The sequence below is a fragment of the uncultured Methylovirgula sp. genome (assembly GCF_947646745.1).
Lineage (GTDB): Bacteria > Pseudomonadota > Alphaproteobacteria > Rhizobiales > Beijerinckiaceae > Methylovirgula.
On sequence record NZ_CANSHK010000009.1, the window covers coordinates 54,449 to 77,691 of the forward strand.

Genomic DNA, 23,243 nt, shown 5'->3' on the forward strand with positions numbered 1-23,243 from the left:
GAACCCGCCGAAAACTAGTTCCGATATGAGAAAATCCCGGCCGCCTGCTCGGGCGGAATTGTGTAGAGCGGGATCACTCTGATCGGCCGATGCGGCTGCGGCATCATGGTTGCGGCCCGTTGCACGGCCGGGGCGCGCGATTCCGCAGCCGCTTCGTTCGGCACGACCCGCAACGCCGCCATGGAGAGGGCGGACAAAACCAAGGCCAAGGCCGCGATCTGCTGCTGGCGGCGGCGTTCACGCCGAAGCAGTGGATTGTTGCTCTGGGGATAGCGGCGACTTGGATAAAGGGCTTCGATGGCCATAGGGGAAACCTTTGGGGGAGGTTCGGTGCGGGCGACCAAAACCCTGTCGTCACCGGCATTTCTGTGCTTTTGCGCACGTACGGCGAGCCGGTCGAGGCCGCGTCCGCGGCGACAAACCCCGGCGCGTCTGCTAGCCTGCGCCCGGCGCAAGGGAGAGGTCATGGACGGGCAAAACTCCGCACGGGTGACTGTGGAAATCAATTTCCCCAATGGCGGCACATTCGGGCGTGAGGAAATCGAGCTCGTCAACGCTATCCGCACGCAGCGCTCGATCATCGGCGCGAGCCGGGCGCTCGGCCTCTCCTACCGCAAATGCTGGCTGATCGTGGATGCGTTGAACCGGACTTTCGAAAGCCCGGTCGTTGCGACTTATCCGGGGCGGCGCGGCGGCGGCGCGGAAATCACCGCCTTCGGCGAACGGCTTGTCGCGCTTTATCTGTCAATCGAGCGGCACGCCGGCACTGCGGCGAAAAAATCGCTCGACGAAATTACGGCGTCTCTTGATTGGAGCTTCGACCCGAAGGCCAGGAGCGCGGTTGCGGAGCGCGATCTGGCCTGACGCCACGCCCCGAAATCGCCACCGCCTTGATCATCGCCCAGGCTTTAAGTCCTGGCACGAGCGCGAGCCGCACGACCGATTCGCGCGTGATGAGCGAATGCAGCCGCGTCTTGCCGAGGCTGAACGTGGCCCGCACATAGGGCGGTGTCAGATATTCGATCTCGTCGATGGCGCCCGGCAGCCGGTTGGTGATCGAAACATCCATCGGCCGCGATAGGGCGATCGAGACATCGCGCGCATCGATCTTCACGACCACGCTGCTGCCGAGCGGCAGATCGACCAGGGGCAAGCGCAGTTCGCCATCGTCGAAGAGCAGACTGGTCAGCGCCAGGTCGGGATCATGGCTGAGGATGCGGGCGAAGACCGTCGTTTCGAGCTGCGGGGCGCTGGGGGGCGCCGTCTCGTCATTGGCGGGGAGAGTTTGCATCGGTCCGCGATCCATCGCGCAGTCTTCGCGCGCCGCGGCGTTGGCGTCAATTCACCGCCCAGGCGCGGCGAAATAGCCCTTTTGCCAAAGATAGCGCGCCAGCATGACGAGGCAGATGGCAACGATCAGCGGCCGGATCAGCCGCGCCCCGCCGCGGATCATGGCATGCGAGCCGGCGATGGCGCCGAGCACCTGCCCGACGATCATCACCGCGCCATAGGCCCAGACGACTTTGCCGGCCAGGAGGAACAGGGTTAAGGCCCCGAGATTGCTCCCGAAATTGAGTACTTTGGCAAGCGCCGTGGCTTTGAGCAGGGGCTCGCCGCGCAACGCGACGCCGGCCAAGGCGAAGAAGGACCCGGTGCCCGGCCCGAGAAAGCCGTCATAGAAGCCGATCCCCGGTACCGCCGCGCCGAAATAGGCCTTGGGGCCGAGGCGCGCCGCGCCGCCGATCTCGGCCGCCGTCGGCGCGAATAAGAAATAGAGCGCGATCCCGGTGAGCACCACTGGAATGGCGAGGTCGAGCGCGCCAGCCTGGGCGATGCGCACCGTCAGCGCCCCTAAAAGGCCGCCGGCGAAGGCCGCAACAAAGCCCGCCTCGATCTCGCCGCGAAAAATCTGGCCTTTCCGCAGCAAGGTGGCCGCCGCCGAGAACGTTCCGAAACTCCCCTGCAATTTGTTGGTGGCGAGCACCTGCAGCGGCGGCAGGCCGGTCAGAAGCAGGAGCGGCACGGTGATGAGCCCGCCGCCGCCGGCGAGGGTGTCGACGAAGCCGGCGACCGCCGCCCCCGCCGCGAGGACCGCGAGCGTTTCGAAATGCAACAAAATGCCCCCGCTCCGGCCGCCAGAGCCCCAGTTTCCAAATCAATTCGATTCGTATATGGGATGCTGCAATTGCGAAAGGCCGCCCCATATATTGGGGGCAGCCGGCCTTTTGGCGGCCCGTAACTCCCGTAGAGACAAGAGTGTCACACCCATGCGCGATCCTGCCGCGACGCGGCGCGCGCGTTGAACGCTGGATTTGAACTGCATGAACCTGCGCAATATCGCCATCATCGCCCACGTCGACCACGGCAAGACGACGCTCGTCGACCGTCTGCTGCAGCAATCCGGCGCCTTTCGCGAAAATCAGCGCGTCGCCGAGCGCGTGATGGATTCGAACGACCTGGAAAAGGAGCGCGGCATCACCATCATGGCCAAGGTGACCTCGGTCGCCTGGAAAGATGCGCGGATCAATATCGTCGACACCCCCGGCCACGCCGATTTCGGCGGCGAGGTGGAGCGTATCCTGTCGATGGTCGATGGAGCCATTGTGCTTGTCGATGCGTCCGAAGGGCCGATGCCGCAGACCAAATTCGTCGTCGGCAAGGCGCTGAAGATCGGGCTGAAGCCGATTGTCGCCATCAACAAGGTCGACCGGCCGGATGCGCGCGTGAACGAAGTCATCAACGAGGTCTTCGATCTTTTCGCGGCGCTCGACGCGACCGACGAACAGCTCGATTTCCCGATCCTCTATGGCTCCGGCAAAATGGGCTGGATGGCGGAAAGCCCCGACGGTCCGCAGGAAGGCATGGCGCCGCTGTTTGATCTCGTGCTGCGGCACGTGCCGCCGCCGAAAGTCGAGGACGGCAGCTTCCGCATGCTCGGCACACTGCTCGAAGCCAATCCCTATCTCGGCCGGCTTGTGACGGGCCGCGTCTTCGCCGGCAGCGTCAAGCCAAACCAGGCGGTCAAAGTGCTCGACCGCAAGGGCAATGTTGTCGAGCAGGGCCGAGTCTCGAAGATCCTGGCCTTCCGCGGCATCGAACGTACCCCGATCGAGGAGGCGGAAGCCGGTGACATCGTCGCCATCGCCGGGCTCGAAAAGTTCAACGTCGCCGATACGCTCGGTGCGCCGGACGTGACCGAACCGCTGCAGGCGCAGCCGATCGATCCGCCGACGCTGTCGATGACTTTTCTCGTCAACGATTCGCCGCTTGCCGGCACGGAGGGCGACAAAGTCACAAGCCGCGTCATCCGCGCCCGATTGATGAAAGAGGCCGAAGGCAATGTCGCCCTGCGCGTCGAGGATTCGCCGGGCGGCGAATCCTTCATCGTCTCGGGCCGCGGCGAGTTGCAGCTCGCAATCCTGATCGAGACGATGCGCCGTGAAGGCTTTGAGCTCGGCGTGTCGCGGCCGAAGGTCGTGCTGCAGAAGGACGAATCGGGCCAGCTTCTCGAACCGGTCGAGGAAGTCGTCATCGACGTCGACGAGGAGCATTCCGGCGTCGTCGTGCAGAAAATGGCCGAGCGCAAGGCCGAGATGATCGAGATGAAGCCGTCCGGCGGCAATCGACTGCGGCTCGTTTTCTACGCACCGACGCGCGGCCTCATCGGCTACCAGAGCGAATTGATGACCGATACGCGCGGCACAGCGATCCTGAACCGGCTGTTCCACGCCTATGCGCCCTACCGGGGCGAGATTGCCGGCCGCCGCAACGGCGTGCTGGTCTCAAACGACCAGGGCGAGGCGGTCGCCTATGCGATGTGGAAGCTCGAAGACCGCGGCCCGATGATGATCGAGCCGGGACAGAAGGTCTATCGCGGCATGATCGTCGGCGAGCATACCCGCGACAACGATCTCGAGATCAACGTCCTCAAAGGCAAGCAGCTCACCAATATCCGCGCCGCCGGCAAGGACGAAGCGGTGCGCCTCACCCCGCCGATCAAAATGCCGCTCGAGCGGGCGCTGGCCTATATCGAGGACGAGGAGCTTGTCGAAGTGACGCCGAAGTCGATCCGCCTGCGCAAGGCGATCCTCGACCCGACGGAACGCAAGCGCGCCGAGCGGACCAAGGAAAGCGCCTGATCCGTCAGGCGCCCGTCAGGCCGTATCCTCCGGGCCGCTCGTCAGCAGCGCGTGCAGCACGGCCGGGTCCTCGGCAAGCCGCAGCCGTTTGGCGATGTCCTGATCGCGGATCCGCCGTGCGATCGACGCCAGCACCGTGACGTAATTGACGACGGAATTTGCCGGAATCAGCAGGAAGAAGATCAGGTCGACCGGCTTTTCGTCGGCCGCCTCGAAGGCGATCGGCCGGCCGAGCCGGGCGAACAGGCCGAAGAAGTGATCAAGCCCATCGATCCGGGCATGCGGCAGCGCAAAACCCTGCCCAAGGCCGGTCGAGCCGAGCTTCTCACGGGCGATGATGGCATTGAAAATCACGTCCTGCGGCAGCCCGAGCGCCGCGCCGGCGCGCCGTGAAAGCTCACGCAAGGCTTGCGTCTTGTCGGTAGCGAAAAGCTGCGGAATGATATTGGACGGTTCGAGAAATTCGCGGATTTCCATTGAGATTGCCTAGCCGAGCCCTGCTCGGCGCCCCGAAGACAAGCGCCCCTCGTTCGTCTGAGCGATACGGCGAGGCTATGGGGCTGGGTTATAGTCCTTTGTCGGAGACGAAGATAGGCCACCGCCGCCGGCGGCGCGCCAAAAGCGGGCGCGGCAGGAAACCGAATCGAGCGCCGAAACCCTTTGGAAAACCGAGCGATCCTCTCCGGAAGGCGGCCGCGACCGGCTAAGAACCGCGCAAAATCTGCCGATTGCACAGGCAACATGGCGCAAGAACTGCCTATTCGTTGCAGGAAAACACCGCCCCCCAGAAAAGCAAGACGAAACAGGGTTCTTGCGTTGATTAGCGCGGACCGGCGTGTAGTTTTGTCACGTTAGAAAATGGGTATCCATTGGGGGCAATAGAAATGGCATTTTCGCGCAGATCTTCATTACTGTCGGCGCTCTGTGCGGGCACGATCCTCGGCGTGACGGGCGGGGTCGCTGCGGCCGCCGATCTGCCGACGACAAAGGCTCCGCCGGCGCCGCCGCCGACTTGGTGGTCGACCGTCACCGTCAACGGTGAAATCGATGCCGGCATCATGGGCAATCCGGATTCCCCGGGCAGCGGCCTCAACTGGGGCCGGGTGTTCGACCAGACCGCCAACGAGCCGATGCTGAATTCGGGCATCCTTACGATCCAACGCGCAACTAGCACGACGGACTATGACGTCGGCTTCGTCCTGCAAGCCAACTTCGGCACGGATGCGCGCTTCCTTCACTATCTCAACGAAGGCGAATTCTGGATCAACTCCAAATACCAGCTCGCGCTCGTCGAGGCCTATCTGCAGGTTCACACGCCCTGGATCACGCCCGGCGGTATCGATTGGAAAATCGGCCAGTGGCCGACGCTCGAAGGCGTCGAGTCCTTCACGGATCCGTCCGCCAACCTGTTCTATTCACACTCCTACATCTTCAACTATCCCGAGCCGTTCGATGACTTCGGCGTCTTGGCGATCACCCATATCAATCCGACCGTCGATATCTACACCGGTATCAGCACCGGCAACCAGACGACGCTTCCCGCGTACACCGGCGACAACAACAGCGCACCGGCCTTCGAAGGCGGCGTCGGCCTGAACAAATTGTTCAATGGTGCCGTCACCGTTATGGCTTCGACGCATATCGGTCCTGAGAATCCGTTCTTCCAGGCCAATACTCCGTTGACGGGGAACAATGCCGCCAACTCGGCGCTGGTTTTCGAAAACGACCTGAACGCCACCTGGACGGTGACGGATAAGCTCACGGCCATCGGCGAAGTCAATTATACCAAGAACGACCTTACCGGCGCCTCGACCTATGGCGCTGTCGGTTACGCCTCCTGGCAAACGCCTTATGATTGGCTGAAGATCAACGGCCGCGCCGAAGTCTTCCGCGACAACGGCAATGCGGCGGGCGGCGGGACCTATGTCTGCGCCTTCCCGGGCAACTTCGATTGGGTCAACGCCATCCACGGCTATCCGAACGGCGAATATTGCGGCCCGCCGACGACCTATTTCGAATTCACCGCCGGCTTGAACATCACGCCGACGCTGCCAGCCTCGATCCCGTTCTTGAAGACCCTCATCTTCCGGCCGGAAGTTCGCTACGACACGTCGCTTAATGGAACCACGCCCTTCAACGTCCCGAACAACTCGACCATCGGCACGAAGAGCGACATGGTCACCATCGGCGGCGACGTCATCTTGAAGTTCTGATCTCGGCACGGGATCGCAACCATCAACGCCGGCCCTCGTGCCGGCGTTTTTATTTGCCCGGATTCTTCTGCACGCGAGTGCCCGGCGGCGCCTTTACTCGGCGGCCTTGCCGAGCCCGCCCAAGGCAATCTCCGTCTGCGCGGCGACCTCGGCCTTATCGAAATCGAGCAGATCGATACGTTCGCCGCTCTTGGCGATCTTGTCGGCGGAGATCACGATGCCGGCGACATCTTCTTGCACCTGGCCGAAATGCGCGCCGAGCTTGCCCACCCTCTGACGCAGCCGCACCACGTCTTCGACGAGCCGGCGCACTTCGATCTGGATCACATGCGCCTGCTCGCGCACCCGCGCGTCGCGGACGAGCGCCTGCATGACCTGCACCGCCATGACGAGCAGCGACGGCGAGACAATGACAATGCGGTTCGTATGCGCCTTCTGAACGACATCCTCGAAATGTTCGGCAAGATCGGCATAAAGCGATTCCGAGGGCACGAAGAGAATGGCGATGTCCTGGGTCTCGCCGGCGATGAAATAACGTTCCTTGATATCGGCTATATGCCGGCCAACGTCGGTGCGCACGCGGGCCGCCGCCACCTTGCGCGCCTCGCCGTCCTGCGCGTCCTTCAAGGCGACGAAGGCTTCGAGCGGAAATTTGGCGTCGAGCACCATGAGCCGCTCGTCCCCCGGCAGGCGGATCACGCAATCGGGCCGGCAGCGGTTCGACAGCGTATGCTGGAACGTATAGGCATTCGCCGGCAGCGCATCGCGGACGATAGCCTCCATACGGCCCTGGCCGAACGCGCCGCGCGCCTGTTTATTGGCGAGAATTTCTTTGAGGCCGATCACCTCCTCGGTCAGCCCCGTCAAGCGCGCCTGTGCGGCATCGATGACAGCCAAGCGCTCGTTTAGCTTGCCGAGGCTTTCGCTTGCGTTGCGCGACTGATCTTCGAGGCTGCGGCCGACGCGTGCGCCGACCGATTCGAGCTGCTCGGCAACAAAGCGCGCCAAATCGGCCTGCCGCGATCCGAGGATCTCGCCCATGCTGCGCAAGCGGCCGGTGACTTCGGCATGCGCGCGGGCGAGTTCGGCAAGCCTCTCCTGGAGATCTGCCTGGCGCGCCGCGGCCTCTGCGGCATCGCGCTGGCGTGCCCGCCGGCCCGACAGTCCGTTGACCACGATCAGCACAATGGCCAGTCCAACAAGCAGGCCTGCAACGTCGAGCGCCGAGACCGGCGCGCCAAAAGCCGTGAAGAGAATCGTGTCCATGCGCTCTTTTAGCAGATCAAAACGCTCATTGGAACGAAGCCGGAACGCGTTTCCTCGGGCGATCCATCGGGCGGGACGCCAGCCCTGCACACAATTTCATCAAACAAAACGTTGCCCTGACTTTTTGCAGTTGCGTTACCGCTCGCTAAGAAAATCCCCTTAAATTTGCGGCGCTGGAGACGCACGCCACAATGACTTCGAAAACGACGCTCGCCGAGCTAAGGCGATTTTACGGTATCGACGACGAATGCGCCGCGATCGTCCGACAGAATCATGATTTTCTGCGGCGGGAATTCACCGCGGCGGTTGACGACTTCTATCGTCTCGCGCCGACCAACCTCGGCGGCCCTTCCTATTTCAGCGACCCGGCCAGCGTCGCGGTGGCACGCAAGAAATATCTCGCCCATTGGGAGATCATGACGCAGGCGCAATTTGGCGAAGATTATGAGGCTTCGCTCGCCGGCATCTATCAGCTGCGCAATGATTTCGGCATTGATTTCCGCCTATCGGCCGGCGGCCGCAGCTTCGTTCTTGCCCGCGTCCTCGAAGCCATTTTGTTGCGGCTGCCGCGTCGACCTTGGGAATTGTTTTCGATGCGCCGGCGCGCCAAACTCCAGCTCGCCTATTTCCGCATCACGATGCTCGATCTGATCGCGACCATGCACGGTTATCTCGAGGCAGGTCAGGACGAACGGCTCAGGACGCTGAACCATCTCGCCAAATCCTTCGAACATGCAGTCGGCAACATCGTCAGCGGCGTCGCCGCAGCGGCGAGCGACCTGCGCGCGACCGCCGATTCGCTGACGCTCTCGGCCGACGAAACCAACAAGCAATCGATGGCCGTCGCCCTCGCCTCGCGCGAGGCGGAAGCGAATGTGCAGGCCGTCGCCCGCGCGACGCATCACCTGTCGCAGGCAATCGGCGAGGTCAGTGCCCGCGTCCACGAATCAAATCAGGTCGCCGGCCGCGCCGCAGGCAAAGCCGACGAGACGCAGGACGCGGTCAACAGCCTCTCCGATGCGGCCGAACGGATCGGCGGCAGTGTCGTACTCATCAGCAATATCGCCGCGCAGACCAATATGCTGGCGCTCAATGCGACGATTGAGGCGGCCCGCGCGGGCGAGGCAGGCCGCGGTTTCGCCATTGTCGCGCAGGAGGTCAAGAATCTCGCCCTGGCGACCTCGCGCGCAACCTCGGAGATCGATGCGCAGGTCGCCGGCATCCAGGCGGCGACCCAGCACGTCGCCTCGTTCATCGCCACTATTGCCAAGACGACGCAACAGGTGAGCGCCATCGCCATCGCTGCCGAGACCGCCGTCGCGGAACAGGAGATCGCAACCCGCGAGATTGCGCGGCGCGCCGAACAGGCTTCGTCAGGCACCCACGAGATGACCGGGAACATCATCGGCGTGACCGAAGCGGCCAGCAGTTCGAGCACCGCCGCCAAACAAGTGCTTGACCTCGCGACGCTGCTCACGCGCCAATCCGAAATTCTGTCGAAGCAGGTGCGCGACTTCCTGACCATGGTGCGCGCCGCCTGAGCCGAATGGCGAAATTGACCCAGGGCGGCTTGATGCCTATGTCTTGGGCTGATTTCACCCGATCATCGCCATGGCCCTGAGACCGATCCTCATTCTTCCCGACAAAAGGCTTCGCCAGAAAGCCCAGCCCATCGCCGCCGTCGACGACGCCATCCGCGCGCTGATGGACGATATGCTGGAGACGATGTACGCGGCACCCGGCATCGGCCTCGCCGCGACGCAAATCGGCGAGATGAAGCGCCTCCTCGTCCTCGACGTGGCCAAGCGTCAGGACGAGGAAGCAAGCGCCGAGCCGATGGTCTTTGCCAATCCGGACATCGTCTGGTCGTCGGAGGAGCTCTCGACCTATAACGAGGGCTGCCTCTCGATTCCGGAAATCTACGAGGAGGTCGAACGGCCGGCGCGCATCCGGGTGCGTTATCTCGATCGAGACAACAGACAACAGGAAATCGAGGCCGACGGCATTCTCGCCACCTGCCTTCAGCACGAGATCGATCATCTGAACGGCGTGCTGTTCATCGATCATATCTCGCGGCTGAAGCGCGAGATGATCTCCAAGAAATTCGTCAAGGCCGCCAAGCGCGACGCCGAAGACGCCAAGCAGGATAAGGACGAGACGGAGGCCAAACCGGCCCGATTGGAAGGCTGAGCGCCTTGCGCACCGTTTTCATGGGCACGCCCGCGTTCGCCGTGCCGGTCCTGACCGAGATTGCGGCGCGGGGCCATGAGATCGCGGCAGTCTATACGCGAGCGCCCAAGCCCGCCGGCCGGCGCGGCCTTGAAACCCTGCCCTCGCCGGTCGCTCTCGCCGCGACGAAACTTGGGCTCCCCGTCTTCACCCCAACAAGTCTGCGGACGGCCGAAGCCGCGGCGCTCTTTGCGAGCCACGCGGCCGAGGTTGCGGTCGTCGTCGCCTATGGGCTCATTCTGCCGAAAGCCATTCTCGACGCGCCGGCCCAGGGCTGCCTCAATCTGCATGCCTCGCTCTTGCCGCGCTGGCGCGGCGCCGCGCCGATCCAGCGCGCGATCATGGCCGGCGACCGCGAGACCGGCGTCGCGGTGATGCGCATGGACGAAACGCTCGATACCGGCCCCGTCGCGCTCGTCGAACGCATTCCCATCAGCCAAGAGATGACGGCGGGCGAATTACACGACCGGCTCTCCGATCTCGGCGCCGGCCTGATGGGCCGCGCACTGGAGCTTCTGGCGCGCAAGGCTCTGGTCTTCACGCCGCAGGCAGCGAGCGGCGTCACCTACGCCGAGAAGATCACCAAGGCCGAAGCCTTGATCGACTGGTCGCGCGACGCGGCCGACCTGCATAATCTCGTGCGCGGATTGTCACCCTTTCCAGGCGCCGTTTTCCTTACCGATCTCGGCAAGGGGCCGGAACGAATCAAAGTTCTCCGGGCGCATGTCGTCGCGGGCGTTGGAGCGCCGGGCCTCGTCCTCGACGATGAATTGACCATTGGCTGCGGCCGCGGCGCGCTGCGATTGCTCGAGGTGCAACGCGCCGGCCGCGGGCCAATGCCGGCCCGTGAATTTCTGCACGGCGCGCGGCTCCCGCGCGGCACACAGCTTCCCGCCTGATGCCGCGCTACAAGCTCACCATCGAATATGACGGCACCGGCCTTGTCGGCTGGCAGCGGCAGGCAAACGGCCCGTCGATCCAAGCCGCCGTCGAAAGCGCGCTTGCCGCAATCACCGGCGCCGACATTCCGATCCGGGGCGCCGGCCGTACCGACGCCGGCGTTCATGCCTTGGGCCAAGTCGCGCATGCCGACCTCGCCCGCGACTGGCGCCCTGACGTTTTGCGCGATGCGCTCAATGCGCATTTGCGGCCAAGCCGGATCGCCATCGTCCTCGCCGAACCCGTCCCCGACACGTTCGATGCCCGCTTTTCCGCCGTCCGCCGGCATTATCTCTATCGGATCACCAACCGCCGTTCACCGCTGACGCTTGAAGCGGGGCGTGCCTGGCTCGTCAAACGCAAGCTCGACGCCGAAGCCATGAATGCGGCCGCACAGATTCTTGTCGGCCGGCACGATTTCTCGACCTTTCGCGATGCCGAATGCCAAGCGGCAAGCCCGGTGCGGACCCTCGAACGGCTTGACGTCGTCCGGCAAGGCGACAGCATCGAGATTTATGCCAGCGCGCGGTCCTTCTTGCATCATCAGGTGCGCTCGATGGTCGGCTCGCTCGAACATGTCGGCGCCGGCAAATGGACCCACCAGGACTTGAGAGCCGCGCTCGAAGCGCGCGACCGCCGCCGCTGCGGCATGGTGGCGCCGGCCGCCGGCCTTTATTTTCTATCGGTCGATTACCCGAAGCTCAGCCGTGACGAGGCGGTGCCCGAAGGCCGCGATCATTCCAAACAGCCCGGGAATTGACGAAAAAATTTATGGTTAACCGGGGTTTAAGAGAAGACAGCGCCGACGATCATGCTATAAGAATAGGCAAGCAAGAAACGGGCCGCGAAGCCCTGCCCTTCCGTCGGGGGTTGTATCGAGTATGGCGCTGACCACCAAGCTTCTTCTTCGCCAGGGCCAGTCCCTGGTGATGACGCCGCAGCTCCTCCAGGCGATCAAGCTTCTCCAATTCTCCAATGTGGAGCTTGCCGCCTTCGTCCAGGACGAGCTCGAGCGCAATCCGCTGCTGGAACGCGCCGAAGATGCGCCCGATGCCGACGTGCCGGGCGACGCCGGCCAAAGCGACGAGGCAGGCAGCGCCGATTTCAACGAGGCGGGCGAAGCCGAGTGGAGTTCCGAATCCTTTGCCACCGACCGCACCACGTTGGAGGCGAGCCTCGGCACGGAACTGTCCAACGCCTTTGACGATGACCGCGCCCCGACCCCGGCCGAGCACGTTCCGGCGGGCGAAGGCTTGTCGCTTTCGGCAAATTCCTGGTCCGGCGCACCCGCCCCGGCGGCGGACGGCGAGGCAACCAATCTCGAAGCCTATGTCGCGGCCGAGCTCAGCCTGCGCGATCATCTCGCTGCGCAACTGGCACTCGCCACCAAAGATCCGGTCGATCGGGTCATCGGCCAGGCGATCATCGATTCGATCGATGATGCCGGCTATCTGGCCGATTCTCCGGCCGAGATCGCGCTGCGCCTCGGTGCCCCGGTCGAACGGGTGGAAAAGCTTCTCTCGGTCATCCAGACGTTCGAGCCGGCGGGCGTCGGCGCCCGCAACCTCGCCGAATGTCTGTCGATCCAGTTGCGCGAGAAAGACCGTCTCGATCCCGCCATGCAGGCTCTCGTCAGCCGCCTCGATCTCGTCGCCAAGCGCGATTACGCGGGCTTGCGCAAGCTTTGCGGCGTCAGCGCCGAAGATATTTCGGACATGATCGCGGAGATCAAGCAGCTCGATCCCAAGCCCGGCCGCGCCTTCGGCGGCGGCACCGTGCAGCCGGTCGTCGCCGATGTCATCATCCGCGCTTTGCCGGACGGATCCTGGCATGTCGAACTGAATGCCGACGTCCTGCCGCGTCTGCTCGTCAATCAAGTGTATGCGACGCGGGTTGCGCGGGCGAAAGCCAATGACGTCGACCGCTCCTTCCTTTCCAATTGCCTGCAGACGGCCAATTGGCTGACCAAGAGCCTCGAACAGCGCGCCCGCACCATTCTCAAAGTCGCGAGCGAAATCGTCCGTCAGCAGGATGCCTTTTTCGCGCATGGCGTCGAGCATTTGCGGCCGCTCAATCTGAAGGCCATCGCCGACGCGATCGGCATGCACGAATCGACCGTGTCGCGCGTCACCTCGAACAAATATATTTCGACGCCGCGCGGGCTTTTCGAACTGAAATATTTCTTCACGGCGTCCATCGCTTCGCATAGCGGCGGCGACGCGCATTCGGCGGAAGCGGTGCGATTCCGTATCAAACAAATGATCGAGCACGAATCCGACAGCGACATTCTCTCCGACGATGCCATCGTCGAACGATTGAAAAAATCGAATGTGGAGATTGCCCGCCGCACTGTCGCCAAATATCGCGAAAGCCTGCGTATTCCCTCGTCAGTCGAGCGCCGGCGGATGCGCGGCCTGCATTGAACCGTTCAAATGTTGCACGCTTTTAATGCTTTCAGGAAGAGCTTGAAACGCCTCGCAATTAGCGCACTTGCCGCATTGCGTTGCAGTTATGCTCAAGCAGTTTTCCTCGCTGTGCACGGCTGGTTTTGTCAACCCATTGACTTCACGACGCGAGACTCCTAACCCTGAAGCAACCGCCGATGAACGGCGGGCCGTGTTGGGGCGACAGTGAATTGGAGGTAAACCAATGACATTGCGCGTCTCTGGAAAAAATATCGATATCGGGGATTCTCTTCGCACTTACGTCGGCGCGCGACTCGACCTTGTTGTCTTGAAATACGCGGCCGAACCGACCGGCGGTCATGTGACAATCGAGCGCGAGGGCTCGGGCTTTCGCACCGATTGCACGCTGCATCTCGATTCCGGGATAACCTTGCAGGCTGAAGGCGAAGCGCCGGACGCCTATACGAGCTTCAACAAAGCGGCAGATCGGATCGAGAACAGGCTGCGCCGGCAAAAGGACCGCAGCAAGGTCCGCGCTGCCAATGGCGTTCCGGCGCCGGCCTTTGCGGCGGTGTCGCAATCGGATTCTTCGAGCGCCCCCGAGAGCTTCGGAGCGGCTGATGAGGCGAGCGATGCCAATCCTGTCGTGATCGCCGAATCCGTCGCCGGACTCGAGGAAATGTCGGTCTCGGCGGCGGTCGAAAGGCTCGATTCCAGCGATATGCCGGTGGTCTTCTTTCATCACGCCGGCGACCATCACGCCAACCTCGTCTATCGCCGCGCCGACGGCAATATCGGTTGGATCGACCTCAGCACGTCTGCAAAAGCCTTGTCCCTCTAACCCCTTGGACTTGCGCGCGGGAGAGGCCATATGGCCCCTTGCCGCGCCGGCCCCCTGCGCGGTGCACAACATGGCTCTCTCTTCGAGCGTCCGGAAGTTGGAAGTCAATATTCCCATGCGGCTCACGGATTTGATTGCCCCCGATGCCGTCGTCGCCTCGTTGCGCGCCGGCACGAAGAAGCTCGTTCTGCAGGAACTGAGCGAGCGGGCGGCCCGTATTTCCGGCCTGCCGCCGCGTGAAATCTTCAACGCGCTGCTGCAGCGCGAACGGCTTGGCTCGACCGGCACCGGCAGCGGTGTCGCGCTACCACACGCCAAGCTCAAGAAATGCCAGCGCATATTCGGGGTTTTCGCGCGACTCGAAAAGCCGGTCGATTTCGAATCCATTGACGGCGAACCCGTCGATCTCGTGCTGATGCTTGTGGCGCCGGAATTTGCCGGCGCCGATCATTTGAAGGCGCTGGCGCGTGTCGCCCGGGTTCTCCGCGACATCACCATCGCCGCGAAACTGCGGGCGACGCACGACCCCGCCGCGCTCTACGCCGTCCTGACCCAGGAACCGGCCTCAAACGCCGCTTAACGGCGCCGCTTTCGCCGGCTGGACCGGGCCGGAACATGCGCTAGATTGCGGCCATGTCGAGCGATCCCGAAATCGCCATTACAACCTCTTCCGTTCCGGCTCTGCTGGACGAGGCTGCAGCGCGCTTTCCGCATCATGTCGCCATCGATTTTTTCGGCCGGAAGCTGACCTATGCGGAATTAGCGCGCCGTGTCGACCGCGTCGCGCGCGGCTTCCAGAATATCGGCGTCGAGCGCGGCACCCGGGTCGGCCTTTGTTTGCCGAATTCACCCTACTTCATCATCGCCTATTACGCGGTGCTGAAGGCGGGCGGCGTCATCGTCAATTTCAATCCGCTCTATGTCGCGCGCGAAATCGCCCAGCAGATCGAGAATTCCGGCACGACGATCATGGTGACGCTCGATGTCGCCAAAATCTATCCGACGATCGCCGAAGTCCTTGAGACAAGCTCGCTCAAAAAAGTCGTCGTCTGCTCGCTGCGCGCGGCGCTGCCGCCGCTCAAGGGCCTCCTCTTTGGGTTCTTCAAGGCCAAGGAACTGGCGCGAATTCCGCGCGACGAAAGACATATTCCGTTCGCGCGCCTGCTGGCCGATCACACGCCGCCGGCGCGTGTCGCCATCAATCCGGCGATCGACCTTGCCGTGCTTCAATATACCGGCGGCACGACTGGCGTGCCGAAAGGCGCGATGCTCAGCCACGCCAATCTCACCGCCAATGTCGCGCAGATCAGGGATCGCGTGCCGGTGCTGCGCCCAGGGCAGGAACGCGCGCTGGTGCTGCTGCCGTTGTTTCACGTCTTCGGCATGACCACGTGCATGAATTTCTGCATTTCGCTCGGTGCCGAGCTGGTGCTGTTGCCGAGTTTCGATCTCGCGCAAGTGCTGGAATTCATCATCAAGAAAAAGCCGACGCTTTTCCCCGGCGTGCCGAGCCTTTTCGCCACCGTGAGCCATAAGGCGGAACACGAAAAATTCGATCTGTCGTCGATCCGTTATTGCATCTCGGGCGGCGCATCGCTGCCGCTCGAGACGCGCCAGCGGTTTGAAGCGTTGACGGGCTGCAAGCTGGTTGAAGGCTACGGCCTGACCGAGGCCGCGCCCGTCGTGGCCGCCAACGCGCTCGATGCGCCCTACAAGAATGAATCGGTCGGGCCGCCGCTCAAGGGATTGACCGTCGAGATTCGCTCCCTCGACGACCCGACAAAAATTTTGCGTACCGGCGAACGCGGCGAAATCTGTCTGCGCGGGCCCAATATCATGGCCGGCTATTGGCGCAATCTGGAAGAGACGAAAGCGGTCTTCATCGACGGCGCGCTACGCACCGGCGACGTCGGCTATCTCGACAAGGACGGCGACCTCTTCCTGGTCGATCGGATCAAAGACATCATCATCTGCAACGGCTTCAAAATCTATCCGCGCATGATCGAGGAAGCTCTGTTGCAACATCCCGCCGTCGCCGAGGCGGTCGCCATTGGCGTCGCCGATCCGGTGCGCGGGCAGGTGCCGAAGGCCTTCGTGACGCTGCTGCCGGGGACGGCAGCGACGCCGGCCGACCTGCTCGACTTCCTCAGAACACATCTCTCGCGGCTCGAACTGCCGCGCGCCATTGAAATCCGCGCGACGCTTCCCAAAACCAATATCGGCAAGATCAGCCGCAAGGATTTGGTTGTGGAAGAAACGCGAAATTCCGCGTCCGCCTCGGCCTGATGGCGAACCCGCGCGCAAGGCCCGCAGAGGCCGCCACTCAAAGCCTGCTGCCGCCGCGCTTCGCGGAATTTTTCACCCGGCGCGGCTGGACGCCCCGGCCGCACCAGCTTTCCCTCCTGAAACATGCCGAAGCCGGCGAAGACGTGCTTCTCATCGCGCCAACCGGCGCCGGCAAGACGCTTGCAGGCTTTCTGCCGACGCTTGTCGATCTCGACCGGCCGCGCAATCGGCGCGGCCTGCATACGCTTTATCTTTCGCCGCTGAAGGCGCTCGCGACCGATGTCGCCCGCAACCTCGACATCCCCATCGCCGAAATGGGCCTCAAGGTGCGGGCCGAAACGCGCACCGGCGATACGTCAGTGTCGAAGCGCCAGCGCCAGCGCCGCGATCCGCCCGATATCCTGCTGACGACTCCCGAACAACTCGCCCTGCTGCTTGCGAGCGCCGACGCACGCCATCTCTTTGCCGATCTGAAGCGCGTCGTGATCGACGAATTGCATTCGCTCACGGCCTCCAAACGTGGCGATCTGCTGAGCCTCGATCTCGCCAGGCTGCGCCAGATTGCGCCGCAGATGCGCGCAACGGGCCTCTCGGCGACGGTGCGCGATCCGGACGAATTGCGCCGCTGGCTCGTCTCGCAGACGGATGGCGCGATGGCGCATCTCGTCACCGCACCGCCCGGCGCCAGGCCCGACATTTCGATCCTCGACACGACCGAGCATCTGCCCTGGTCCGGACACACCACCCGCCATGCGATTGCGGAAGTATATGGCCTGATCAGGCAGGCGCATATGAGCCTCGTCTTCGTCAATACGCGGGCGCTGGCGGAATTTGCCTTCGCCGAACTCTGGCGCATCAACGAGGACAAATTGCCGATAGCGCTGCATCACGGTTCGCTCGATGTCGGCCAGCGCCGCCGCGTCGAAGCCGCGATGGCGGAAGGCCGGCTGAAGGCCGTCGTCTGTACCTCGACGCTCGATCTCGGCATCGACTGGGGCGATGTCGATCTCGTCGTCAATCTCGGCGCCCCGAAAGGCGCTAGCCGGCTGATGCAGCGCATCGGCCGCGCCAACCACCGGCTCGACGAGCCGTCGCGCGCGATCCTGGTGCCCTCGAACCGGTTCGAGGTGCTCGAATGCCGCGCCGCCGTCGATGCGGCTTATGCCGGCGAGCAGGATACGGCCGTGGCGCGCCGCGGCGCTCTCGATGTCCTCTGTCAACATGTCCTCGGAATGGCCTGTGCCGAGCCCTTTTTCGCCGAGGATCTCTTTCGCGAAGTGACCTCGGCCGAACCCTATCGCGATCTGACACGCGAGGAATTCGAGGCCGCTGTCGCCTTCGTCGCGCATGGCGGCTACGCACTTGCCGCCTATGAGCGCTTCGCCAAGATCAAGCAGCAAAAGGATGGCTCCTGGCGCATCGCCAACGGCCGCGTCGCGCAGACCTATCGCATGAATGTCGGCACGATCGTCGAAGCCGACATGCTGAAAGTGCGCCTCGTGCGCGGCAAAGCGGAGAATCCGGGCCAAAATTACACTGGGCCGTTGCGGCGCGGTGGGCGCATCCTCGGCCAGATCGAGGAATATTTTCTTGAGACGCTGGCGCCGCACGACACGTTTCTGTTCGGCGGCGAAATCCTTGCCTTGCAAGGCATCGTCGAGAACGAGGCGCTGGTCTCCCGCGCCCATGCCGAGGTGCCGAAAATTCCCTCTTACGACGGCGGCAAATTTCCGCTTTCGACGCATCTCGCCGCGCGGGTGCGCGCGATGGTCGCCGATCCCAAGCAATGGCATGAACTGCCCGAGCCCGCCGGCGAATGGCTGAGCCTGCAAGCGCAACGCTCGGCGCTGCCGCCGCCCGGCCATCTGCTCGTCGAGACGTTTCCGCGCGGAAACCGATTCCATCTTGTCGCCTATCCGTTCGAAGGACGGCTCGCGCATCAGACGCTCGGCATGCTGCTGACCCGGCGCATGGAGCGCATGGGGTTGAAACCGCTCGGCTTCGTCGCCAATGATTATGCGCTCGGGACCTGGGGCGCGACCGATATCGGCGCGGCGATCAAGGCAAAGCGCGCGAGCCTCGCATCGCTCTTCGCGGAGGATATGCTGGGCGATGATCTCGAAGCCTGGCTGCTCGAATCCTCGCTGATGAAACGCAGCTTCCGCAATTGCGCGATCATCTCCGGCATGATCGAGCGCAATTACCCGGGCCGCGAGAAGACCGGCCGGCAGATCACCGTTTCCACCGATCTCATCTACGATGTCCTGCGCCGGCATGAGCCGGACCATATTCTCCTGCGCGCGACGCGCCAGGACGCCGCTCTCGGGCTGCTTGACCTGCCCCGTATCGCTGCCATGCTCTCGCGCGTCAAAGGCCGAATCATGCATAAAGCGTTGAAACGCGTGTCGCCGCTGGCGGTGCCGATTTTGCTCGAAATCGGCCGCGAACCTGTCTATGGCGAAGCGCGCGAGGCGATCCTGGCGGAGGCATCGGCGGCGCTCGCCAAGGAAGCGGCCGAAGGCTGAGATACGAATTCAAAAATGAATATTGCGATTGGACAAGACAGCCGCCACAGCCGCGTTCCCGCGCTCCATCTTGGCGCCGCAAGCTTCGTCGCCGATGCGATGGGCGCGCTTTACTGGCCGGAAGAAAGACTGCTCGTCGTCGCCGACCTGCACCTCGAAAAAGGCTCGGCCTATGCGCGCCGGCGCATTTTCCTGCCGCCCTACGATACGGCCATGACGCTTGCGGCGCTCGCCGCCCTTATCGCCCGCTATACGCCCCGTACCTTGATCGCGCTCGGCGATTCCTTCCACGATGTCGAAGGGGGCGAGCGGCTGCCAAGCCAATATCGCGCCAGCTTGCGGCATTTGCAGGCCGGCCGGCAGTGGATCTGGATTGCCGGCAATCACGATCCGCATTTGCCGGCGGACCTCGGCGGCGCCCGGCACGACGAACTCATGATCGCCAATATCACCTTCCGCCACGAGCCGAAGGCCGCGGCAGCGGAGATCGAAATCGCCGGGCATCTGCATCCCGTCGCGCGCGTCGCCGGCAGCACGGGTTCGGTGCGGCGACGCTGTTTCCTCAGCGATGGAACGCGCTGCATTCTGCCCGCCTTCGGCGCTTATGCCGGCGGCCTCAATCTGCACCACCCCGCCTTTGCGCCGCTGTTCGCCGGCCGCGAGCGCATCGCCCATGTCATGGGCCGCGAGCGCGTCTATCAAATCTCGCACCGGCATTGCCTGCCGGATTAGATCGCCCGATCGCGCCCGGCTCGTCGGTAAAATCCGCGCGAGCGTTTTGACTTCGCGCTGCATCGCGCCATTTACGCCTCGCGTGCGTCGAGAGGGGGTGTGATGAAGCGGCGATTAGCCTTGAATTTTCTTGTGCTTTTCCTTGCAGGCTGTGCCGACGATAGCGTTGATGTCGCCAGGGAAGCCCGCACCAGCCTCCTCGGAATGTCCGAGCTTCAGCTTGAGTCCTGCCTCGGCCTGCCCGACCAAAAAGTGAGCGATCACAAGACGACGCTCTTTATGTACAACGCCAATTCCTCACACAGTGTCAGCTTGACCGTTCCGATCATCAATTTCGTCGGCGCCTCGTTCACCGGCTATTGTCACGCGACGTTCCGGATCGAGAAGAACCGCGTCGTTGCAGTGAATTACAGCGGCGATACCGACGATCCGATCGGCGGCGGCAAGGATGCCGTCTGCGCGCCCATCGTGCGCGCCTGCTACGCCGAGCGCGCCAGCGCACAGCCCTGAGCTTGCCCGAATTGCCTGCCCTCATCATCGTGCTATGAGAGGTATCGTTCGGCGGAAGGGGACGCATGGCAATGCAAGGGATATTGAGGCCGGGTCAATGGCTGGCGACGCTTGTCGCACTGGGGCTCGTCAGCACGCAGGCCGAGGCGGCCGCCAGCGCGACGATGATGGGCAATATTGGTGATGCCAATAGGGCCTCGGGCCTCATCCGCCATTTCAGCCTCGACACGGGGACGCGCACGATGCAGGCGACCGCCGCCGTGCCGCAGGGAGGCGTCAGCCTGGAAGTCATCCGCAAGGTGACGATCCAAACCGCACATGGCATCTGCGCCGATCCGCGCGGCGCCGGCTGGACCTTGAAGGTTTATCTGCCCGATCAATCCGAGCCGATCGCGACCTGCCGCTTCCGCTAGTCAGAGCATCGACACTTTCGGCTTTTGGCCGAAGCTCAACGCCGGCTCGGGCGCCGTGCGCGCATTCGTCGTAATCACCGGCATCACCACGTCGTTGGCCGAAGCCGCCGGCGTGCGGGCATGGAAGCGCGCGACCGTAGCCTTCGCCGCAGCAAGTTGATCCGCCGACAGCCGCGCGCCGACATCGTCGCGCTTGGCCGCCGAATCCTGATCGCCTTGCCGCGCCGCGATGGCAAACCAGACGTAGGACGCGGAGAAATCTTGCGGCACGCCCATGCCGCGCGCCAGCAGCACGGCATAATTATATTGGCTGTCACGGACGCCGAATTCGGCCGCGCGCTTGAACCATTGAGCCGCCGTCGCATAATCCGGCCGGCCGCTGTCGCCGCCATCCGCCGCAAGCACCGCAAGATTGTGCATGGCGCGGATATTGCCGGCCGCCGCCGCCTTCTGATAGAGCGCCTGCGCCTTGCCGATGTCGCGCGAGACGCCAAGGCCTTTTTCGTAAAAGGACGCCAAGCGGTATTGGGCCGGAGCGAAACCCTGCGCCGCCGCCTTTTCGTACCATTGCGCCGCGGCCTTCAAGTCGCGCGGCATGAAGCGCGCATCGGTATATTCGGTGGCGAGCGCGAATTGGGCTGAGACATCGCCGGCGCGGGCTTGATCGCGCAAGTCGTTGAGCGACATTTCTCGCGGTTTTTGCGCCTGGACGGCGGGCTGCCGCGGAATGGACCCGGTGACGATCGGGTCGGTGCCGGCGGCTGACCCGGCCCCGGGCGGCGCCGGCGGCGGCGTGACGATCGAATTCGGCGACAAAGCGCTGTCGTCGACTTTGGCGGCGCTCGTCATCGCCGCGACCGGTGGCGGAGGCGGCGGCGCCGAGGCGACGATTGCCGGCGGCGTCTCGAAGTCCGAGACCTTCATCGGCGGATGGCCGAGGCTCTTCAACACAGCATAAGCGCCGACGGCGACGAAAATCGCCGCGAGCGACAAGACAACCGGGCGGCGGTAATGGGCGATGAGCGTCGCAAGGCCGCCCTTGGCCTCGGCCGGCGCCGCCGGCCGCGACTGCGCCTGTATCGTGGCTGCGGTCTCGCGCTGCGCCGCCCGCGCGGCGCGGCGCGCCGCGGCGATGAATTCGGACCGCGAGGCCGGCGCCTCAAGCGAATCGAACTGCGCCGGCGGCGTCGCGGCGCCGGAATTGCCATTCTCACGGCGGCCGGGAAAACCGGTGCCCGGTTCGATCAAAAAATCTTCCGGAGCGGTCGCCGGGGCGTCCGGGGCCGCGGTGCTGCGGCCGCGCGGCTCGACAAACGGCGGCGGTGAGGGCGGCGGATTTTGCGGCGGTGCCGGATTGCGCGGCGCAAGTCCCGGCTCGGCGGCGGGACGGCCGCCCGGTTCGCCGCGGCGATCGGTCAATTCCGCTTCGAAGGTCGAAAGCCGCTCGACCACCTTTTCCAGCGTCTCGTGAACCGCGTTCAATGTCGAAAGGGTGCGCTGGTCGGCCTGCGCCTGCTTTGCCCGCAGGTCGCCAAGCTCTTCGGCGATCCGCTCTTGGTCCAAGCCATAACCCGGCGCACCGGCCAAGGCCTCGCGCACGGCGCTGCGCGCCGTCTGTTCCGCCGTTTCGAGGCTGGCGACGCGGGTGCGTTCGAACTCGCCGAACAATTCGCTGATCGTGCGCTCGAGCCCGCTCAGCGAAACGGACGGATTGCCATGGTCCATCCGCTGCGCAAGCGCGGTGATCTGCTCTTCCAGCGCTTCGATGGCACGCTGGTCCGCCTGCGGCGCGATCGCGCGCTCGATCTTCTCGGACAGCGAGCGCACCAGATTTTCGAGCGCGCTGGTGTCAGGCGCGGCTTGGCGCTGAACATCGGCGATCCGCGCCGACAGCCCTTCATGCACAGTGTCGATCCGATCGGAGAGATCACGATAGCGGCTTTGATCGCGCGCCGCGTTCAGCGATTCATCGACCTTGGCGGCAATCTCCTCCAGCCGCGCCTCGATGGCGGCAAAGGGCGCGGCATCGCGCTGCGGCGCGACGAAGCCTTCATAGACGGTCGCGACCGGGTGCTGGGCGAGGCTCTCGGCGAGTTCCGTCACCTGCCGCTCGATCCGCTCGATCGGCAGCGGCCGGGCGATGGCCGCAGAGAGGAGATCGCGGATTTCGCGCGTCTGCGCCTGGATATGGCCGAAGGCTGCGGGATCGATGCCGCTGCGGCCGAGATCGTCGATCTTGATCCCGAGCTTGCGCAATTCGCCTTCGAGGCCCTTGATCGTCATGCGCGGATCGATCTCGGCCAGCGACTGGCGCAGTTCGGCGACGAGTTCTTCCATCGGCCGCAGAATGGCGTCCTTCATGCCGTCGCTGCGCGAGTCCTCGATCTTCTGCGACAGGCCGCGGATGGCGGCTTCGACCGTCGCCACCGAGCCGCGCGAGGCGACATCGCGCAAAGCCTCGGACATGGTGGCGATCTCGGTGCGCAATTTGTCGAGATTGCAGACCGGCGGCGCGGCATAACGTGCCGCCTGCTCGCGCTGCATCGCGTCGAGCCGCGCGGCAAGGCCGGCGATATCGTTTTGCAAAGTGACGAGCGAGGCCGCGCGGGGACGCGCTTCGCCGCGCTGTGCAGGCGGCGCGAAGGCCCGCCAATCTTCGAGCTCGTGCTGGCGGCGCGAGACTTCCGCGATCGCCGCGCCGAGCGAGGGGCGCCGCGGCGTCTCGCGCGGCAGCACCGGCGCCGG

At 64.0% G+C, this 23,243-nt stretch carries 20 protein-coding genes and 1 pseudogene; 15 read left to right on the plus strand and 6 right to left on the minus strand.

Features of this window, described 5'->3' with window-relative positions; translation table 11 throughout:
- Positions 1 to 14 precede the first annotated feature (14 nt).
- Positions 15 to 305 carry a hypothetical protein gene (locus Q0025_RS04215; RefSeq protein WP_297296339.1) on the minus strand — a complete coding sequence of 97 codons (291 nt, stop codon included), beginning with the start codon at positions 303 to 305 and terminating at the stop codon, positions 15 to 17.
- A gap of 160 nt (positions 306 to 465) precedes the next feature.
- On the opposite strand from Q0025_RS04215, the gene Q0025_RS04220 reads away from it, so the two are divergent.
- Positions 466 to 864 carry a LysR family transcriptional regulator gene (locus Q0025_RS04220; RefSeq protein WP_297296341.1) on the plus strand — a complete coding sequence of 133 codons (399 nt, stop codon included), beginning with the start codon at positions 466 to 468 and terminating at the stop codon, positions 862 to 864.
- Here the strand turns inward: Q0025_RS04220 and Q0025_RS04225 are convergent.
- Together Q0025_RS04225 and Q0025_RS04230 are read right to left on the minus strand one after the other, a co-directional pair.
- On the minus strand, positions 794 to 1,291 hold the full coding sequence (locus Q0025_RS04225; protein ID WP_297296343.1) for a TOBE domain-containing protein: 498 nt from the start codon (positions 1,289 to 1,291) through the stop codon (positions 794 to 796). The two genes, Q0025_RS04220 and Q0025_RS04225, sit on opposite strands and share 71 nt — an antisense overlap.
- Before the next feature lie 51 nt (positions 1,292 to 1,342).
- The gene (locus Q0025_RS04230; protein WP_297296344.1) at positions 1,343 to 2,116 is read right to left on the minus strand and encodes a TSUP family transporter; all 774 of its coding nucleotides are present in this window, start codon (positions 2,114 to 2,116) and stop codon (positions 1,343 to 1,345) included.
- Positions 2,117 to 2,321: 205 nt separating this feature from the next.
- Between Q0025_RS04230 and typA the strand changes: the two genes are divergently transcribed.
- On the plus strand, positions 2,322 to 4,139 hold the full coding sequence (gene typA / locus Q0025_RS04235) for a translational GTPase TypA (protein WP_297296346.1): 1,818 nt from the start codon (positions 2,322 to 2,324) through the stop codon (positions 4,137 to 4,139).
- A gap of 15 nt (positions 4,140 to 4,154) precedes the next feature.
- Here typA and Q0025_RS04240 read toward each other — a convergent pair whose 3' ends face one another.
- Positions 4,155 to 4,616: a PTS sugar transporter subunit IIA gene (locus Q0025_RS04240; RefSeq protein WP_297296348.1), complete on the minus strand. Its 462-nt coding sequence runs from the start codon at positions 4,614 to 4,616 to the stop codon at positions 4,155 to 4,157.
- A gap of 407 nt (positions 4,617 to 5,023) precedes the next feature.
- On the opposite strand from Q0025_RS04240, the gene Q0025_RS04245 reads away from it, so the two are divergent.
- Positions 5,024 to 6,352 carry an outer membrane beta-barrel protein gene (locus Q0025_RS04245; RefSeq protein ID WP_297296350.1) on the plus strand — a complete coding sequence of 443 codons (1,329 nt, stop codon included), beginning with the start codon at positions 5,024 to 5,026 and terminating at the stop codon, positions 6,350 to 6,352.
- Between the two features lie 93 nt (positions 6,353 to 6,445).
- On the opposite strand, the gene rmuC is transcribed toward Q0025_RS04245, so the two are convergent.
- Positions 6,446 to 7,618 carry a DNA recombination protein RmuC gene (gene rmuC, locus Q0025_RS04250; RefSeq protein WP_297296352.1) on the minus strand — a complete coding sequence of 391 codons (1,173 nt, stop codon included), beginning with the start codon at positions 7,616 to 7,618 and terminating at the stop codon, positions 6,446 to 6,448.
- A gap of 191 nt (positions 7,619 to 7,809) precedes the next feature.
- Here rmuC and Q0025_RS04255 point away from each other — a divergent pair, with 191 nt between their 5' ends.
- From Q0025_RS04255 to Q0025_RS04310, 12 genes are all read left to right on the plus strand, one after another.
- Complete coding sequence (locus Q0025_RS04255) at positions 7,810 to 9,159, plus strand: globin-coupled sensor protein (RefSeq protein ID WP_297296354.1); 1,350 nt, start codon at positions 7,810 to 7,812, stop codon at positions 9,157 to 9,159.
- A 70-nt stretch (positions 9,160 to 9,229) separates the two neighbouring features.
- A complete protein-coding gene (gene def / locus Q0025_RS04260) occupies positions 9,230 to 9,808 on the plus strand; it encodes a peptide deformylase (RefSeq protein WP_297296356.1) in 579 nt (192 codons plus the stop codon).
- A 20-nt stretch (positions 9,809 to 9,828) separates the two neighbouring features.
- Positions 9,829 to 10,746 carry a methionyl-tRNA formyltransferase gene (gene fmt, locus Q0025_RS04265; protein ID WP_297296380.1) on the plus strand — a complete coding sequence of 306 codons (918 nt, stop codon included), beginning with the start codon at positions 9,829 to 9,831 and terminating at the stop codon, positions 10,744 to 10,746.
- The gene (gene truA / locus Q0025_RS04270; RefSeq protein WP_297296358.1) at positions 10,746 to 11,546 is read left to right on the plus strand and encodes a tRNA pseudouridine(38-40) synthase TruA; all 801 of its coding nucleotides are present in this window, start codon (positions 10,746 to 10,748) and stop codon (positions 11,544 to 11,546) included. Before fmt ends, truA begins: the two co-directional genes overlap by 1 nt.
- Positions 11,547 to 11,667: 121 nt before the next feature.
- The gene (rpoN, locus tag Q0025_RS04275) at positions 11,668 to 13,209 is read left to right on the plus strand and encodes an RNA polymerase factor sigma-54 (RefSeq protein WP_297296360.1); all 1,542 of its coding nucleotides are present in this window, start codon (positions 11,668 to 11,670) and stop codon (positions 13,207 to 13,209) included.
- A gap of 226 nt (positions 13,210 to 13,435) precedes the next feature.
- Complete coding sequence (raiA, locus tag Q0025_RS04280; RefSeq protein WP_297296362.1) at positions 13,436 to 14,032, plus strand: ribosome-associated translation inhibitor RaiA; 597 nt, start codon at positions 13,436 to 13,438, stop codon at positions 14,030 to 14,032.
- A 115-nt stretch (positions 14,033 to 14,147) separates the two neighbouring features.
- A complete protein-coding gene (ptsN, locus tag Q0025_RS04285) occupies positions 14,148 to 14,612 on the plus strand; it encodes a PTS IIA-like nitrogen regulatory protein PtsN (RefSeq protein WP_297296364.1) in 465 nt (154 codons plus the stop codon).
- Between the two features lie 53 nt (positions 14,613 to 14,665).
- Positions 14,666 to 16,318, plus strand: a complete 1,653-nt coding sequence (locus Q0025_RS04290; protein ID WP_297296366.1) for a long-chain fatty acid--CoA ligase — start codon at positions 14,666 to 14,668, stop codon at positions 16,316 to 16,318.
- On the plus strand, positions 16,318 to 18,843 hold the full coding sequence (locus Q0025_RS04295) for a ligase-associated DNA damage response DEXH box helicase (protein ID WP_297296368.1): 2,526 nt from the start codon (positions 16,318 to 16,320) through the stop codon (positions 18,841 to 18,843). Before Q0025_RS04290 ends, Q0025_RS04295 begins: the two co-directional genes overlap by 1 nt.
- Before the next feature lie 15 nt (positions 18,844 to 18,858).
- Positions 18,859 to 19,575, plus strand: a complete 717-nt coding sequence (pdeM, locus tag Q0025_RS04300) for a ligase-associated DNA damage response endonuclease PdeM (RefSeq protein WP_297296370.1) — start codon at positions 18,859 to 18,861, stop codon at positions 19,573 to 19,575.
- 120 nt (positions 19,576 to 19,695) lie between these two features.
- Positions 19,696 to 20,085 carry a hypothetical protein gene (locus Q0025_RS04305; protein ID WP_297296372.1) on the plus strand — a complete coding sequence of 130 codons (390 nt, stop codon included), beginning with the start codon at positions 19,696 to 19,698 and terminating at the stop codon, positions 20,083 to 20,085.
- A gap of 71 nt (positions 20,086 to 20,156) precedes the next feature.
- Positions 20,157 to 20,498 (plus strand): hypothetical protein, encoded by a 342-nt coding sequence (locus tag Q0025_RS04310; RefSeq protein WP_297296374.1) that lies wholly within the window; start codon positions 20,157 to 20,159, stop codon positions 20,496 to 20,498.
- Here Q0025_RS04310 and Q0025_RS04315 read toward each other — a convergent pair.
- Positions 20,499 to 23,243, minus strand: a pseudogene (locus tag Q0025_RS04315) (hypothetical protein); the annotation flags it as partial.

Bases quoted from the DNA above. Each gene is read 5' to 3' on its own strand.
- Q0025_RS04215 (WP_297296339.1), bottom strand. From the start codon at position 305: ATGGCCATCGAAGCCCTTTATCCAAGTCGCCGCTATCCCCAGAGCAAC.
- Q0025_RS04220 (WP_297296341.1), top strand. From the start codon at position 466: ATGGACGGGCAAAACTCCGCACGGGTGACTGTGGAAATCAATTTCCCC.
- Q0025_RS04225 (WP_297296343.1), bottom strand. From the start codon at position 1,291: ATGCAAACTCTCCCCGCCAATGACGAGACGGCGCCCCCCAGCGCCCCG.
- typA (WP_297296346.1), top strand. From the start codon at position 2,322: ATGAACCTGCGCAATATCGCCATCATCGCCCACGTCGACCACGGCAAG.
- Q0025_RS04240 (WP_297296348.1), bottom strand. From the start codon at position 4,616: ATGGAAATCCGCGAATTTCTCGAACCGTCCAATATCATTCCGCAGCTT.
- Q0025_RS04245 (WP_297296350.1), top strand. From the start codon at position 5,024: ATGGCATTTTCGCGCAGATCTTCATTACTGTCGGCGCTCTGTGCGGGC.
- rmuC (WP_297296352.1), bottom strand. From the start codon at position 7,618: ATGGACACGATTCTCTTCACGGCTTTTGGCGCGCCGGTCTCGGCGCTC.
- Q0025_RS04255 (WP_297296354.1), top strand. From the start codon at position 7,810: ATGACTTCGAAAACGACGCTCGCCGAGCTAAGGCGATTTTACGGTATC.
- def (WP_297296356.1), top strand. From the start codon at position 9,230: ATGGCCCTGAGACCGATCCTCATTCTTCCCGACAAAAGGCTTCGCCAG.
- fmt (WP_297296380.1), top strand. From the start codon at position 9,829: ATGGGCACGCCCGCGTTCGCCGTGCCGGTCCTGACCGAGATTGCGGCG.
- truA (WP_297296358.1), top strand. From the start codon at position 10,746: ATGCCGCGCTACAAGCTCACCATCGAATATGACGGCACCGGCCTTGTC.
- rpoN (WP_297296360.1), top strand. From the start codon at position 11,668: ATGGCGCTGACCACCAAGCTTCTTCTTCGCCAGGGCCAGTCCCTGGTG.
- raiA (WP_297296362.1), top strand. From the start codon at position 13,436: ATGACATTGCGCGTCTCTGGAAAAAATATCGATATCGGGGATTCTCTT.
- ptsN (WP_297296364.1), top strand. From the start codon at position 14,148: ATGCGGCTCACGGATTTGATTGCCCCCGATGCCGTCGTCGCCTCGTTG.
- Q0025_RS04290 (WP_297296366.1), top strand. From the start codon at position 14,666: ATGTCGAGCGATCCCGAAATCGCCATTACAACCTCTTCCGTTCCGGCT.
- Q0025_RS04295 (WP_297296368.1), top strand. From the start codon at position 16,318: ATGGCGAACCCGCGCGCAAGGCCCGCAGAGGCCGCCACTCAAAGCCTG.
- pdeM (WP_297296370.1), top strand. From the start codon at position 18,859: ATGAATATTGCGATTGGACAAGACAGCCGCCACAGCCGCGTTCCCGCG.
- Q0025_RS04310 (WP_297296374.1), top strand. From the start codon at position 20,157: ATGCAAGGGATATTGAGGCCGGGTCAATGGCTGGCGACGCTTGTCGCA.